Origin of the sequence: Sorangium sp. So ce124, assembly GCF_051525235.1 — a bacterium.
GTDB lineage: Bacteria > Myxococcota_A > Polyangia > Polyangiales > Polyangiaceae > Sorangium > Sorangium atrum.
This window is the reverse complement of sequence record NZ_CP150312.1, coordinates 11,103,154-11,118,212: the sequence shown is the minus strand read 5'-3', so window position 1 is coordinate 11,118,212 and position 15,059 is coordinate 11,103,154. Positions and strand designations below refer to the sequence as shown.

At 70.6% G+C, this 15,059-nt stretch carries 12 protein-coding genes; 6 read left to right on the top strand and 6 right to left on the bottom strand.

Annotated elements, in window-relative coordinates; genetic code table 11:
- Positions 1 to 166: 166 nt before the first annotated feature.
- On the bottom strand, positions 167 to 763 hold the full coding sequence (locus WMF19_RS41715) for a YqgE/AlgH family protein (protein ID WP_437294584.1): 597 nt from the start codon (positions 761 to 763) through the stop codon (positions 167 to 169).
- Between the two features lie 162 nt (positions 764 to 925).
- Here WMF19_RS41715 and WMF19_RS41710 point away from each other — a divergent pair, with 162 nt between their 5' ends.
- The 3 genes from WMF19_RS41710 to WMF19_RS41700 are packed head-to-tail and all read left to right on the top strand — an operon-like array spanning position 926 to position 4,095.
- Positions 926 to 1,336, top strand: coding sequence for a 6-pyruvoyl trahydropterin synthase family protein (locus WMF19_RS41710; protein WP_437524937.1), 411 nt, complete (start codon positions 926 to 928; stop codon positions 1,334 to 1,336).
- A gap of 55 nt (positions 1,337 to 1,391) precedes the next feature.
- Positions 1,392 to 2,888, top strand: a complete 1,497-nt coding sequence (locus WMF19_RS41705) for a DEAD/DEAH box helicase (RefSeq protein WP_437895460.1) — start codon at positions 1,392 to 1,394, stop codon at positions 2,886 to 2,888.
- On the top strand, positions 2,875 to 4,095 hold the full coding sequence (locus tag WMF19_RS41700) for a DUF790 family protein (RefSeq protein WP_272095807.1): 1,221 nt from the start codon (positions 2,875 to 2,877) through the stop codon (positions 4,093 to 4,095). Before WMF19_RS41705 ends, WMF19_RS41700 begins: the two co-directional genes overlap by 14 nt.
- A 43-nt stretch (positions 4,096 to 4,138) precedes the next feature.
- Here the strand turns inward: WMF19_RS41700 and WMF19_RS41695 are convergent, their stop codons facing one another.
- A complete protein-coding gene (locus WMF19_RS41695; RefSeq protein WP_437895459.1) occupies positions 4,139 to 5,218 on the bottom strand; it encodes a PHP domain-containing protein in 1,080 nt (359 codons plus the stop codon).
- A gap of 173 nt (positions 5,219 to 5,391) precedes the next feature.
- Between WMF19_RS41695 and WMF19_RS41690 the strand changes: the two genes are divergently transcribed.
- Positions 5,392 to 6,501 (top strand): glycosyl transferase, encoded by a 1,110-nt coding sequence (locus WMF19_RS41690; protein ID WP_437895458.1) that lies wholly within the window; start codon positions 5,392 to 5,394, stop codon positions 6,499 to 6,501.
- A 20-nt stretch (positions 6,502 to 6,521) separates the two neighbouring features.
- On the opposite strand, the gene corA is transcribed toward WMF19_RS41690, so the two are convergent.
- Positions 6,522 to 7,727 (bottom strand): magnesium/cobalt transporter CorA, encoded by a 1,206-nt coding sequence (corA, locus tag WMF19_RS41685; RefSeq protein WP_437895457.1) that lies wholly within the window; start codon positions 7,725 to 7,727, stop codon positions 6,522 to 6,524.
- 260 nt (positions 7,728 to 7,987) lie between these two features.
- Between corA and WMF19_RS41680 the strand changes: the two genes are divergently transcribed.
- The gene (locus WMF19_RS41680; protein WP_437895456.1) at positions 7,988 to 9,331 is read left to right on the top strand and encodes a hypothetical protein; all 1,344 of its coding nucleotides are present in this window, start codon (positions 7,988 to 7,990) and stop codon (positions 9,329 to 9,331) included.
- Positions 9,332 to 9,370: 39 nt separating this feature from the next.
- Here WMF19_RS41680 and WMF19_RS41675 read toward each other — a convergent pair whose 3' ends face one another.
- Entirely contained in the window at positions 9,371 to 9,790 is a 420-nt protein-coding gene (locus WMF19_RS41675; RefSeq protein ID WP_437895455.1) for a GFA family protein, read from the bottom strand.
- Between the two features lie 213 nt (positions 9,791 to 10,003).
- Here WMF19_RS41675 and WMF19_RS41670 point away from each other — a divergent pair, with 213 nt between their 5' ends.
- Complete coding sequence (locus WMF19_RS41670) at positions 10,004 to 11,548, top strand: hypothetical protein (RefSeq protein ID WP_437895454.1); 1,545 nt, start codon at positions 10,004 to 10,006, stop codon at positions 11,546 to 11,548.
- Between the two features lie 45 nt (positions 11,549 to 11,593).
- Here WMF19_RS41670 and WMF19_RS41665 read toward each other — a convergent pair whose 3' ends face one another.
- Both WMF19_RS41665 and WMF19_RS41660 read right to left on the bottom strand, forming a co-directional pair.
- Positions 11,594 to 12,100 carry a pentapeptide repeat-containing protein gene (locus WMF19_RS41665; protein ID WP_437895453.1) on the bottom strand — a complete coding sequence of 169 codons (507 nt, stop codon included), beginning with the start codon at positions 12,098 to 12,100 and terminating at the stop codon, positions 11,594 to 11,596.
- 347 nt (positions 12,101 to 12,447) lie between these two features.
- On the bottom strand, positions 12,448 to 14,676 hold the full coding sequence (locus WMF19_RS41660; protein ID WP_437895452.1) for an NADP-dependent isocitrate dehydrogenase: 2,229 nt from the start codon (positions 14,674 to 14,676) through the stop codon (positions 12,448 to 12,450).
- Between the last annotated feature and the right edge of the window lie 383 nt (positions 14,677 to 15,059).

Below are 15,059 nucleotides of genomic sequence, written 5' to 3'. Positions count from 1 at the left end.
CTCTTTTCCCAGCTGTCCCCTTGCTCTCTTCCCATAGGAGGACGCCAGCGGGGCAGACCCGCACAGGAGACGGGCCCAGATCGGCGTTTTCGGCGCACAGGCGTACTCTTGTACGCCGAGCACCGAAAACGTCGAGATGGGCCCGTATCCGAAGCGGGTCTGCCCCTCACGCCTCGCCGATGCTGCGCATTGACATCACCTCGATGGGGCGCAGACCGAGCAGCGCATAGGCCTGCTCCCAGCGCTGGTCCGCCGCCACGTCGAACAGGATCCCCTCGTCGAGGGCCACGGGCAGCCACGCGCCCGCGGCGATCTCTCGCTCCAGCTGGCCGGGCCCCCAGCCGCTGTAACCGAGGAGCACCGTCCTGCGCCGCGGGTCCGCGGCGGCCGTGCCGCGCACCGCGTCGGCCGCGAGCGTGTCGAACGCGCTCCGGGACGACGTGACCCGCACCCGCGAGCCCACCGGGATCACGCCTGTCTCCTCGGCCCCGAGCGCCGGATCGAGGCACAGGATCCAGCCCGAGCTCGGCTGGACCGGCCCGCCGAGGTAAACCGGCGCCGGGTCCTTCAGGTCGTTGCCATAACCCGCGAACGACAGGAGCTCCCCCAGCGTCATCGGCGCTGGCCTGTTCACCACGAACCCCAGCGCCCCGCCCTCGCTGTGCACCGCCAAGAGCACGACCGTCCGGTCGAAGTTCGGATCGCCGAGCGGCGGCGACGCGATGAGGAACCCTGGGGCCAGCACGCTCGCTTCGCTGTTCATCGGCGATCCTCCCTGGCAACGGTCAACCGGTCACTGCGTCCCGCACGAACCCGTCCGCCGCGGCGGGGGCTGGATGGGGGGTCGCCCCCACCTTACTCCGGTGTGCCGTGACAGGCGATTGGGATCTCCCTCCAGCGCCGGTGCGGCGGGTATAGTGGACCCATGTACACCGTCGGCGTCCGCGATCACATCATGGTGGCCCACAGCCTCAAGGGCGTGCAGTTCGGCCCTGCGCAGCGCCTGCACGGCGCGACGTACACGGTCAGCGTGGAGGTGGAGCGCGAGGAGCTCTCGCCCCTCGGCCAGGTGGTCGAGACGAGCGCGCTGCGGGATAGCCTGCGCGCCGTGCTCGCCGAGATCGACTACCGGAACCTCGACGAGCACCCCGCGTTCGAGGGCAAGCGCTCGACGCCGGAGCTCATCGCGCGCTACATCCACCGCGAGCTCGGCCGCAAGCTCCCGGTGAGCGCCGGAAGCGCCCTCACGATCACGCTGCACGAGTCCCCCCTCGTCTGGGTGCGCTACCGCGCGCCGCTCCGGGGCGCCTCGGTCATGCCGACCGAGCTGGCCTGATCGCCGGCCATCTCCGCTTGGCACGCGGCCCTGCCCGCGGCAAAAGAGCGCGCCGATGACCGAGCCGGTCCGCACAGCGCCGATCGCCCTGAGCTTCCAGGGCGGCACCCTCCGCATCGAAGGCCTCGCCCCGCGCCCGGCGCTCGCGGCTGCGCCTGCGCTCGACAGCAGCGCGCTGCCATCAAACGCAGACGAGCGCGCGGACGAGCCCGGCGGCGGCGACGCGGGCGATCCCGCCGAGGGCGCGCCGCTCGACCCCGCGTGCCTGCCCGCGTCCTGCCGCTGGGACGCGCGCGAGCGGGTCTACCGCGTGCCGGCGATCGACTACGCCGAGCTCGTCCTGAGGCTCCGCGCCCGCGGCGTCCCGTTCACCGACGCCGCCCGCAAGTACGAGGCGCTCCCGCTCGCGCCGCTCGCCAAGCACGACCCGTTCCCCTACCAGCGCGAGGCGCTCGACGCCTGGGCCGGGCGGCGCAGCCGGGGCGTTGTCGTGCTCCCGACGGGCGCGGGCAAGACGTTCGTCGCGACGCTCGCGATCGCCGCCCGGCAGCGCAGCACGCTCGTGGTCGTCCCCACCCTGGATCTCCTGAACCAGTGGTACGACGGGCTCTCCGCCGCGTTCGGCGTCCCGATCGGCCTGCTCGGCGGCGGTTATCACGACGTCCTCGACCTGACGGTGACCACCTACGACTCCGCGCACGCCCACATGGACCGGCTCGGCGCCCGCTTCGGCCTCGTGATCTTCGACGAGTGCCACCACCTGCCGAGCCCGTCGTACGCGCTCGCCGCGAAGATGTGCCTCGCGCCCTTCCGCCTCGGCCTCACCGCCACGCCCGAGCGCGCCGACGGCCGGGGCTACGACGACCTCATCGGCCCGATCGTCTTCCGCCGGGAGATCACCGAGCTCTCCGGGCAGTACCTCGCGGCCTACGACGTCGTCCGGCTCGAGGTGCCGCTCTCGGACGACGAGCGCGCCGCGTACGAGGCGGCGCGCGCCGTGTACATCGGCTTTCTGCGCGCCAACGGCATCCGCATGCCCGAGGGGTGGGGCCAATTCATCCTGCTGAGCTCGCAGTCCGACGCCGGCCGCCGCGCCTTCGAGGCGTACCGCCGCCAGCGCAGCCTCGCGCTGTGCGCGCCCGGCAAGATCGACGTCCTCGCCCGGCTGCTCCACGCCCACCGCGCCGATCGCACCCTGGTCTTCACCGAGGACAACGCCACGGTCTACCAGATCTCGCGGCAGTTCCTGCTGCCGGCGATCACCCACCAGACCAAGGTGAAGGAGCGCAGCGCCATCCTCGACGCCTTCAACCGCGGCGCGCTGTCGGCGGTCGTCACCTCGAAGGTGCTGAACGAGGGGGTCAACGTGCCCGAGGCCAACGTGGCGATCGTCCTGTCGGGCAGCGGCTCGGTGCGGGAGCACGTCCAGCGGCTCGGCCGCATCCTGCGCCGGAGCGAGAACAAGACGGCGATCCTCTACGAGCTCGTGGCCCTCGGCACGAGCGAGCAGCGGGTGAGCGACAAGCGCCGGGAGCACATTGCTTACCAGTGACCTCGTCCGCGTCCGCCGCCGGGGCGGGATGGTCGTGCCGCAGTACCTCCGCGGGGCGGCCGCCGAGCGCCTGCTGCCGGTCGCGCGCGCGTACCTCGACATCCTCTCGCAGCGCGTCGGCGAGCGCCGCGACGACGTCGAGGCCGCGCTCGACGCCATCGAGGTGCCCGCGCGGGATCGCGTGGCCTCGCTCGGCCTGAGGAAGGTGCTCGAGGACGGCTGCGAGTACGAGGTGCAGGAGGGCGTCGATCCCGAGGCGCTCCGGCGCGAGCTGTTCCACGCGGCGGCGGCGGCGCACCGCGCCCTCGACGTCCGCGCCCGCTTCGATCGCGCCGCCGTGCTCGACGAGGTGGCCGCCCGGCTCGGCACGACGCCCGCCGCGATCGAGGCGGGCCTGTACGCCGACCTGCGCGGCGCCGAGATCCTCCGGCGCGCGGCCGCGGACGCGCCCGAGATCCTGCTGGATCGGTACAACCTGGCGCTGGCGCAGTCGATCCTCCTCCGGGCGACGCAGGTGACGATCCGCATCGAGGGGGAGAGCGCCCAGCGGTACCGGCGGATCTTCCGGGCGGCGCGCTTCCACGGGCTCATCCACGTGGTCCAGGGCGATCCGGTCTCCGGCTACACGATCGCGCTCGACGGCCCGTTCAGCCTGTTCGACGCGGTGCAGCGGTATGGATTGCGGCTCGCGATGTTCCTGCCGTCGGTGCTCTCGTGCGCCTCGTTCCGGCTGCGGGCCGACCTGCGCTGGGGGCGCGACAAGGAGCCGCTCGCCGTCGAGATCGGCCCGGCGGACGGCCTCCTGTACCATGGGCGCGAGCTCGCGGAGACGACACCCGAGCTGGACGCGTTCTGCGAGGGGTTCAGGAAGCTCGGGTCGCCCTGGACCGTGTCGCCGAACGAGCGGCTGTTCGCGCTGCCCGGAGAGGTGGTGTGCGTCCCTGACCTGGTGTTCCTGAACGCGGAGACCGGGGAGGAAGTGTACCTCGAGGCGTTCGGGTTCTGGAGCCGGGACGCGGTGTGGCGGCGCGTCGAGCTGATCCGGAAGGGGTTTCCGGCGAGGATCCTGCTCGCGGTCGGCAAGCAGCTCCGCGTGAGCGAGGAGGTGCTGGGCGACGACGAAGCCGGGGAGATCTATGTCTACCGGGCGACGATGTCGCCGCGGGCGGTGCTGGCCCGGCTGGACGGGAAGCGCGGGGGGGCGTGAGCCGCCGGGGAGGGCCATCCGACGCCAGCGACGCCCGCGACGCTTACGGCTCCACGGTCGCGTACGCCGGCGTCCACGCCCGCTTCCCGTCCGGCCGCGTGATCCGCGCCCGCACGTACCGCTCCCCGCCGCGGAGCCGGTACGTCGCCCGGCCCTCCGTGGGCTGCTGCCGCTCCAGCACGCGCCCGCCCCGCCCGACGAACTCGACGACAGCGCCCGCCGCCACCGGCCAGACCGAGAACGCGTCCCCGGCGATCGCGATCCTCCGCAGCCTCGCCCCGGACGACGCGTAGAGCCGTCCCCCGGCGAGCGCGCTGCAGATCGCGGCGCGCGACGCCTCCCGCGAGAACACCTCGATGAACCCGCGGCCGGGCCCCGCGGGCGGCGCGCCCGATCCGGCCATGAGCTGGTGCAGATCGTCCACCGCGACGCCGACGATCCCCCCTCCCGCCGCGCCGCGCACCGTCAGCACGGCGTCCCATAGCGCCTCGTGCGACGGGCGCGTCGCGTCGCCGTCCGTGTACACGTACGGGTGCCCGCTGTGGATCTCCAGGAGCTCCGCCGCGGGCGCCGCCAGGAGGTCGCCGGCCGATAAAGTCCAGTCGAAATTCGGGTGGTTGATGAGCGCCACACCCCCCTCCGCCCACACACGGCCGATCGCCCACTTCAGCGCCTCCCCCTTCGTCAGGAAAGCGCCCCCGCCGATCGTCGCGCGCGTACAGAGCGCGTTCACGTGCACGGGCTTCCCCTCTGCCCACATCGTGATCTCCTCGCCGGGGATCACGACGAAATTCGACGTCGACGAGGGATCCTGGAACATCGCAGGATCGACGCGCTGGTTGTGGTCTGTCAGCGCCACGAAGGAATACCCGTTCTCGCGGTACCAGCGGACGACGTCGCGCGGCTCGCTGTCCCCGTCGCTCAGGGACGTGTGCGTGTGGATGTTTCCGCGCTGGAACACCTCCACGTCGAGCGCCTTCTCGAAGTGCGGGTGGCCCGGCGGTCCGCGCCCTCCGGGAGCAGAACCCGAATCGTGCGAGGCGCGCTCCGCCCTGCCGGCAAGCGCGAGGAGCGCCGCCGCGCCGATGAACAGGAGAGCACTCCAGCGTCCGCGCACGTTCATTGCGATGACATGGAGAGTATACAGAACGCCAGGGCCGCGACCAATTCGCAGAGAACGCGCCCGCACCTCCGCCGCCGCGCGTCACCTCTCCCGCTTTCCGGCGCGCGCGCGCCCGTCTCCTCTTCAATTTTTAATTGCCCCGGTCCACCGGCGTCCGGCGGCATACTGCTCCCGTGACGCCCCCCCTCCTCGCGCTCGTCATGATCGTCAAGGACGAGGCCCCCTCCATCCGCGAGACCCTCGCCTCGGCCAGGCCCCACGTCGACCGATTCACCGTCCTCGACACCGGCTCCACCGACGGCACACAGGCCCTGGTGCGCTCCGCCATGGCCGGTGTCCCCGGCGACCTCATCGAGGAGCCCTTCATCGACTTCGGCACGACGCGCAGCCGCGCCCTCGATCTGGCCGGCGACGCGGCCGTGTTCACCCTCATGCTGAGCGGCGACGAGCGCCTCGTCGCGGGCGACGCGCTCCGTCGCTTCTGCGAGGAGCGCCGCGACGCGTCGGGCCCGGGGCACGGCGCCTACCACGTCCGCGTACGCTATGGCGATTCCGTCTATGACTCCGCCCGGCTCGCCCGCGCCTCGGCCGGGTGGCGCTACGTCGGTGCCACCCACGAGGTGCTCTCCAAGGAAGGCGAGCCGCCCCCCTCGATCCGCGTCCCCGACGCCCACATCGTCCACGACCTCTCTCGCCGCGACGCCGCCGCCCAGACCCGGAGATGGCAGCGCGACCTGGAGCTGCTCTCCGCCGCGCTGGCCCGATCCCCCCGCGACGCCCGCGCCGCCTTCTACCTCGCGCAGACGCTCGAGTGCCTCGGCCGGCACGCGGAGGCGTTCGAGGCCTACGAGCGGCGCGCCGCGCTAGGCGGCTGGCAGGAGGAGGTCTACGAATCGCTGTTCCGCATGGCGCGCACCGCCGCCGCGCTCGGGCGCCCCTGGCCCGAGGTGCAGCAGCGCTACCTCGACGCCCACGCCCACAGCCCGCACCGCGCCGAGCCGCTCTTCGCCGTCGCCTGGCACTGGTACGGGCAGCGGTGCTGGCCGCTGACGTACCTCTTCGCCTCCCGCGGCGCCGCCCTCCCCTTCCCCGCCCAGGCCACCCTCTTCGTGGACGCCGAGGTCTACGAGCACAAGCTGCTCGACCTCGTCGCCACCAGCGCGTTCCACGTCGGCGAGCTCGCCGCCGGCGAGGCGGCGCTGCGCAAGGCCCTCGCGCGCCGCCCCGGCGATCCGCGCCTGCTCAGGAACCTCGCGTTCTACGCGCCCGCGAAGAAGCGCTGACGCGCCGCGCTCGCCGCCGTTCAGGCGCCGTCGTCGTCCTTCCTGATCCAGCCCTTGCGGCGATAGTACGTGAGCAGCCCGACGACGCTCGCCAGCATCAGGAGCCATACGAACGGATAGCCGTAATACCAGTCGAGCTCCGGCATGTTGTACGGCGAGGTCTCGTGGTGGAAGTTCATCCCGTAGATGCCTGCAATGGCGGTGACCGGGAGGAAGATCGTCGAGATGATCGTGAGCACCTTCATGATCTCGTTCATCCGGTTCGATATCCCGGAGAGGTGGAGATCCATGAGGCCCGAGCTGAGCTCGCGGTAGGTCTCGACCATGTCCATCAGCTGCACCGCGTGATCGTACGTGTCGCGCAGGTAGAGCCGCGTGTCCTTGGCGATGATCGGGTTGTCCTCGCGGAGCAGCGCGTTGACGAGATCGCGCTGCGGCCAGATCGCGCGCCGGAGCGTGAGCAGATCCCGCTTCAGATCGTGGATCGGCTTCGACATCCGGCGCTTCGCGTCGATCACCTCGACCTCCAGGTCCTCGATGTGCTCGCCGAGCCGCTCGAGCACCGGGAAGAAGCCGTCGACCACCGCGTCGAGCAGCGCGTACGCCAGGTAATCGGCGCCCCGCTCCCGGATCGTGCCCCGGCCTGTGCGGATTCGCTCCCGCACGGCCTCCATGACGTCCCAGTCGGCCTCTTCCTGCACCGTCAGGACGAAGCTCTTGCCGACCAGGATGGCCAGCTGCTCGGTGCGCAGCACGCAGCGCTCGTTGACCTGCACCATCCGCGCGATGATGAGGACGTGCTCGCCGCCGTAGACGTCCGCCTTCGGCCGCTGGGGCACGTTGACCATGTCCTCCAGCGCGAGCGGGTGGACACGGAAGATCTCGCCCAGCCGCTCGAAGGTCCCCTTGTGCCCGAGCCCCCGGACATCGACCCACGTGATGGAGGGCCGGTCGTCCGTGAGGTAGGGGATGCACTCGTCGACGCGCTGGATCTCCTTCTCGGACACGACCTCGGCGTCGTAGTCGATGACGAAGATCTTCGGCCGCTGCGTTTCCTCGATGACGAGCGTTCCGGGCGGCGACGCCGGCGGCGGCTCGTGCACGAGCCGGTCGCGCCTGGGCCGAAGCGTCGTCCGGTCGAGGTCGGTCCTCTCCTGGACCCAGGAGGCGCGCGGCTGCGGCGCGCTGCTGCGCCGCGATTCGGGGGGTAGCGTGGAGCTCGTCACGGGGGCGTGATGGTAGACCAAGATCCCGGGGTATCGAGCGGGGATGACGCGTGGGATGACGCGCGGAGCGAGCGCGCTCTCGCGCTCGCTCCGCGGCGCCGGGTGGCGTATGCTTATGGGGCCGCGGAGGGGAGTTGCTGGTCGGGCCGCGGCGGGGAACGGGCGCTCGCAGGGCCGCCTCTTCCTCCCTGTCCCTGCTGGCCGGGGGAGCGCGCGACGCGCGCCGGCCTGCGCTGCGCGCCCTGTCCTTCCGGATGCCCATGGGAACGACCCTCGACATCGCGATCGGCCTCGTCAGCGTCTTCTTCCTGCTCAGCGTCCTCTGCTCGGCCATCCACGAGGCGCTCGCCGGCGTGCTCCGGCTGCGCGCGCTCAACCTGGCGCAGAGCATCGAGATCATGCTGGCCGATAGCGAGCTCGACGCGCACGTGAAGCGGTCGCCCGGCGCCGCCGATACCGCCGCCCCCAAGAGCCCCCCGCTGGAGCACGTCATGAAGCGCGTGGCGCGGGGCGCTGTCGTGTTCGTGCGCACCCGGGTGATGCCGGGACCGCACCCGAGCCCGCTCGCGGAGAGGCTCCGCGAGCACCCGCTGATCAAGGATCTCAAGTACGGCTGGGTAGGGCCGTCCTACATCCCGTCGCACGCGTTCGTGGCCGCGCTCATCGACACCCTGCGGCAGGTCCCCTGGCCCGACAGCGCCGCGGCGCCGCCCCCGCAGGCCGGCGCCGCCGCCACGCCTTCGCCGAGCGGCGCCGGCGCCGGCGCCGCGGCGTCGCCGACGAGCGACGCCGCTTCCGCGCCTCCGCAGCAGGCGAACGACGGCGTCCCGCCGCCGCAGGCGAGCGCCTCCGCGCCTCTGCCGGGCGAGATCGCGGCGGCGCCGAGCCGCGACGAGGACCCGCTCGACGAGCTGAAGCACATCCTCCGGAGCATGCCGCCGAAGAGCGATCTCCGGCGCGCCCTCACGACGATCGTCGACTCCACGGTCAAGGACATGCGCGAGGCCAACATCCGGCTGGAGCGCTGGTTCAATGACGCCATGGACCGGGCCGCCGGCCGGTACAAGCGCCGCGCGCAGCTGATCATCAGCGCGACGGCGCTCGTCCTCTGCGTCGGGTTCAACGCCGACAGCATCCGCCTCGCGGGCGCGCTCTCGCGCGACGCGGTGGTGCGCGCCCGGCTGATCGCGGCGGCGCAGGAGATAGCGAAGTCGCCGCCCCGCGCCGCGCCCCAGGCCGGCGGCGTCGATCAGAACGAGGACATCATGGCCGCGATCGCCGAGGCCAGCGGCGCTCGCTCCCGGCTCACCGGGCTCGACGTCGAGATCACCTGGGGCGTGAAGGCCCCCGAGCACACGAGCGTTCCGAAGCTCTGGAACGCGATCGCGGCGATCCTCGGCCAGGGCATCGTCGGCTGGATCCGCGGGGTGCTCGACAGGCTCCTGACCCCCGGCATCCTCATCACCGCGGCCGCTGCCTCCCTCGGCGCGCCGTTCTGGTTCGATCTGCTCAACAAGCTCGTGAACCTCAGGACGGTCGGCAAGAGCCCCGAGCCTTACGAGCCCCCCAAGGGCGCCGGGCCGGACAGCAGCGTGACCCGCTGACCCTGCGCGACGCTCGAGGGGACGACACGCCCGGTCGTCCTACCACGACGCTGGGTACTCATCGTGGGTCGGAAGCCCTCCGCTGGCGCACCCCCACGGCGCTCTGGATGCCCAGAAGATGTGATCCGTCGGCGAGATGGGCGGCGCCGTATCCAGCGAACCCGCCGGGACGACCATGATCTTGCCGCCGCGCCTCTGGCGCGGGACCGGACACCCGCAATGACTGCAAAACCACTTCCCGAAGCTCTTCGCCGTGGGCAGCTCATAGCGTGTGATGGCCTCTTCCCCTGACAGCCATCGGAGCTGGCCGGGATCGACGGCCAGATTCGTGCCGTGGCCCGCGCCCGTGCTTTTGCGACAGCGCGAGCAATGGCAATGGGCCATCAACAGGAACGGCGGATCGACCTCGAATGTCACCGCCCCGCAAAGGCAACCCCCGTGAATGCTGGACTCGCTCATCTGCTCTCTCCAGGCGCCTGACGCCGCGATTGAATGGGACGCACAGCCTATCCGATCTGGCCGGCGGGGATCGAGCTCGGTTCGCCCGGCGCGCCCGGAACACGACGCCGTGGCCACCCCGACACGCGCCACGGCCGATCCTTGGGCCAGCAGAGGCATTTCGCCCGTGCCTCCGAGCTGGTACGCAGGCTGCTGGATCCAGGGGACCGGACCATGAGAACATTGAGCGCTTGCTTTCTGCTGGGGATTCTCGTTGGCTGTCAGAAATCCGAGGAGGCCGGCCTGCCGGCGGCGAGCTCGGGACCGAGCGCCGGATCGAGCGCACCGGCGGCGGCCGCCGCGGAGACAGCGTCGCCGGCCGCTGCGGAGGTAGCCTCGTCGGCCGCCGCGCCCGCGGCTGCGGCGCCCACCGAGCCGGCTCCGCCGTCGGCTGCGCCGGCGCCTTCTGGTGCGCCGGCGTCCTTCAAGGACGGCCGGAGCGAGTCGATCGCAGCGGCCGTCGGCCTCGGTTGCGAAGCGAAGAGCCTCGATGGATGGCTCGAGCTGCTTTGCCGGAAGAAGAACGGGACCGGAGGGCACCCCGTCCGCGCGGTGCTCCACGATCCGAGCGCGGAGGCCGCAGCCGAAAAGCCGAGCGAGCCCGCGGCGGCCGCCGACGCCGGCGAGGATCCCGACGCGGGCCCGTCGAACGAGGTCCTCGCCGACGAGCGTGGCGAGTTCCGGCTCGTCGCGCCGTTCCGGGCCGAAGCCAAGCAGACGGTCACGCTGGAGTGGACCGACACGCGCTACGAGCTCCAGATCGACGGGACGACGGCGAAGCTCGACTGGGCCGGCTCCGTGGTGTCGCACCGGCGCGCTTGCCAGGAGCTCCTCGATCAGAACCGAGCGCGCATCTCCGACGCGCAGAAGCTCGAAGGGCCCGAGAAGGTCTCGACGGCCGAGGCGACGCGCCTGCCGAAATTCGGGGTCTGCCAGCCGGCGGGGCTCGGCTCCTGGGCGCTGTCGCTGACGCGATCCGCTGGCGCCGGCGAGGGCGCGGCGCGGGCGCTCGCCTTCGACATCGAGGTTGTGCGGATCGACCTCGAAGGCAAGCGCTCCGCGGCGCCGCTGGGAACGATCGAGGTCGCGCCCGGTGGACTCGCGATCTCCGCGTTGAACGTCTATGACTTCGACGACGACGGCAACGACGAGCTCATCGTCCCCTACGAGCTCAACGCGCTTGCCGCGGGCGCGAAGCCGGCGGCGCCGAGCCCGGTCTGGACGTTCTCGAACGGAGCGGTGTCCGCCTATGCGAAGGCCCCGAGCGTCTCCGGCGGCCTCGGCATCGAGCACCTCGATCACGACATGCGGCCGGACATCGGGAGCTACGGTCCCTTCGTCGCGTGGCTCGGCGCGGACTGCGGCGTGAAGAGCTGCCCGTCGCGTGTGACCGGGCCGAAGTTCTATTTCCACTCGGTGCAGGACGGCTCGTTTTCAGCGACCGACGCCAGCGCGACCGGGGCGCTCGGCCGCGCGTGCGGCAAGAAGCCCGCGGCGATCGTCGTGACGGCCGGCAGCGGCGTGAACGTCGCTCAGACGGCGAAGAACCTCGTCTGCGCGCGCGCGCTGGGAGCCACGCGGGAGGCGATCGAGGGCGAGCTCGCGGCCAAGCGCGCGGACCTCTGCGGCGGCGCGGCGACCTGCGCGCTGTCGAGCACGTTCGAGGCCTGGCTCGACGCGGCGCTCCCGGCTGAGCTGGGGAGCGCCGCGAAGCCGTGAAGGATGCAGGTCTTTCGAGGCCGCGGCGCACGGCGACCCGCGCCGTTATCTGCCGTCCTTCTCCGTGAAGCCGAGCACGTGCATGCCGAACGAAGCCGCGAGGAGGATCGCCGCCTCGAGCGGGATGCGGGCGCCCTTCACGTTGTTCTTCGCCGGATCGATGAACAGATCCTGGGATCGAGGAAACTGCGCGTTTCGAAGGTCGCAGTCCTCGAAGCGCGTCCCCGCGAAGCGGCACTCCTCGAACACAGCCCCGGCGAGGTCCGTCGCGGCGAACACCGACTCGGTGATCGCGCACCGCTCGAAGCGCGTCTTGCGCAGCGCGAGCGAATCCATGATGACATACCGCAAGTCGCAATCCTCGAACGACACGTCGGGGAATTTCGCGATGTTCGTCCAGTCGACGCCCATCAGCTTGCAGGAGTTGAACGCCACGCCGCGCAGCGAGAGCATGGTGAGGTCGGCCTTGGTCAGATCGCAGCTCTCGAAGACGCAGTTCTCGAGCCGAACGCGCGTCCAGCGGCTCTCGCCGAGCTTCGAACGCCGGAACACACAGCCGCAGAAATCTCGGTCGCTCAGGTCCGCTCGTTCCAGGGTGAGCCCATCGAACGTCTCACCGTCGAAGGAGTCCTTCCCCTCGAACGGATTTAGCTTTGCTGGAGAGATTTCTCCACCGCCGCCGGCGCTGGGCTTGGGCTTATCTCCCCTGATCGTTCGTCCTCGTCCGGCCATTCCCTGCTCCAGTCCACCAAACGATTTCAGACATGGTGTCATCGCTCGGTGGTGGGCGTCAAGGCGCTCCCCCGGCGCGTGACTCGGTCGCACGGTGGTTGAACGGCCGTCGCCGCCGAGCGCGTCGCCTGTGGCCACGCGCGCGCTCGGCGGGGACCCCGCGCGGCTCAGGAGAAGCCGTCGATGGCCGCGTTCAGCGTGGCGCTGGGCCGCATCGCGGCGAACGTCTTCTGATCGTCGAAATGGTAGTAGCCGCCGAGGTCGACGGGCTTGCCCTGCGCGCCGATCAGCTCGCCGTCGATCTTGGACTCGTTGTCCGTCAGGGTCTGGGCGAGCTTGCCGAACTTGGCCGCCAGCTCCTTGTCCTCGGTCTGCTTCGCGAGGGACTGCGCCCAGTAGAGCGCGAGGTAGAAGTGGCTGCCGCGGTTGTCGATCTCGCCGACCTTGCGCGCCGGGCTCTTGTTGTTCTCGAGGAACAGGCCGATCGCCGTGTCCAGCGCCTTGGCGAGCACCTTGGCCTTGGCGTTGTTGGTCTTGTTGGCGAGGTCCTCGATCGAGACCTGCAGCGCCAGGAACTCACCGAGCGAGTCCCAGCGCAGGTAGTTTTCTTTCTGCAGCTGCTGGACGTGCTTCGGCGCCGAGCCGCCGGCGCCGGTCTCGTACAGACCACCACCGGCCAGCAGCGGCACGATGGAGAGCATCTTGGCGCTGGTTCCGAGCTCCAGGATCGGGAACAGGTCCGTCAGGTAGTCGCGCAGCACGTTGCCGGTGACGCTGATGGTGTCCTTGCCCTCCTTCATGCGGGCAAGCGTGAACTTGATCGCCTCCACCGGGCTCTTGATCGGGAGCTCCAGGCCCTTGGTGTCGTGCTCGGGCAGGTAGGCTTTGACCTTGGCGATCAGGTTCTTGTCGTGGGCGCGGTTCTCGTCGAGCCAGAACACCGCCGGGGCGCCGGTGGCGCGCGCGCGGGAGACGGCCAGCTTGACCCAATCCTTGATCGCGATGTCCTTCGTCTGGCAAGCGCGGAAGACGTCGCCGGCCTCGACCTCCTGCTCCAGCAGGGCGTTGCCGGCGGCGTCGACGACGCGCACCGTGCCGCTCTCGGCGATCTTGAACGTCTTGTCGTGCGAGCCGTACTCCTCCGCGGCCTGCGCCATGAGCCCCACGTTCGGCGAGGTGCCCATCGTGCGCGGGTCGAACGCCCCGTGCTGCTTGTGGAACTCGATCGTGGCCTGGTAGATGCCGGCGTAGGAGCGATCGGGGATCGTGAACTTGGCGTCGTAGAGCTTGCCATCCGTGCCGTACATCTTGCCGCTGGAGCGGATGGCCGCCGGCATCGAGGCGTCGATGATCACGTCCGAGGGCACGTGCAGGTTGGTGATGCCGCGGTCGGAGTCGACCATGGCGAGCGTCGGGCGCTGCTCGTAGAGGGCCTTGATGTCCGCCTCGATCGCCGCCTTCTCGTCTGCCGGCAAGCTCTGGATCTTCGTGTACAGGTCGCCGATGCCGTTGTTCGGGTCGAAGCCGACCTTGGCCAGCGTGGCAGCGTGCTTCTCGAGCGCCTCGGCGTAAAACACGCTGACGGCGTGCCCGAAGAGGATCGGGTCGCTGACCTTCATCATCGTGGCCTTGAGGTGCAGGGAGAACAGCACTCCCTGCTTCTTCGCGTCCGCCACCTGCTCGGCGTAGAACGCGCGCAGGGCCTTGGCGCTCATCACGCTGGCGTCGACGACCTCGCCCGGCTGCACCTTGACGCTCGCCTTGAGCACGGTCGTCTTGCCGCCGGCGACGAGCTCGATCTTCAGCTCCTGCGCCTTGTCCACGACGACCGACTTCTCGCTGCCGTAGAAGTCGCCGCTCGACATGTGCGCGACGTGGCTCTTCGACTCACGGCTCCACGCGCCCATCGAGTGCGGGTGCTTCTTGGCGTAGTCCTTGACGGCCGGCGAGGCGCGGCGATCGCTGTTGCCCTCGCGCAGGACGGGGTTCACGGCGCTGCCGAGCACCTTGGCGTAACGCGCCTTGATCGCCTTCTCCTCCTCGGTCTTCGGCTCGGAGGGATAGTCCGGCACGGCGTAGCCCTGCTGCTGCAGCTCCTTGATGGCGGCCACGAGCTGCGGAATGGAGGCGCTGATGTTGGGTAGCTTGATGATGTTGGCGTCTGGCGTCTTGGCCAGCTCGCCGAGCTCCGCCAGGTGGTCGCCTAGCTTCTGGTTGTCCGTCAGGCGCTCGGGGAAGTTGGCGACGATGCGGCCCGCCAGGGAGATGTCGCGCGTCTCGACCCGGACCCCGGCGGCCTTCGTGAACGCCTCGACGATCGGGAGGAGCGAATAGGTGGCCAAGGCCGGCGCCTCGTCCGTCTTCGTGTAAATGATGGTAGAATTTTTCGTTTCCACTGTTTTCTCGAGGGTTGAACGGGTCGGGATTATCGGGAAGGTTTCGCCGGACGCCAAGGGCCCGTCGCACAGGCAGAATGCCCGGCATCGAAATTTGCGCAAGCTGCCCCTGGCTTCGGGCCGACTCGCCGCCGACCAGCCCCCGGATGCACGAGCGGCGGGCCGCGGGAGAGCGGAACGGGCCCCAGCGCGGTCCGCAGCCGCGGGAGAGGGAGCCGGACCCCGGCGCCGGCTCGCTCACGGCCATGCCGCAGCGCGCAAATACAAGAAGCCGAAGTGCCGAGCTCTCCGCGCAGGAATACGCTTCTCCCGCGAGCGGGTGCCGAGCGTCACCACGAACGGTGACAGTCGCGCGGCATCAGGCCAGCGCTCGCCGACGATCT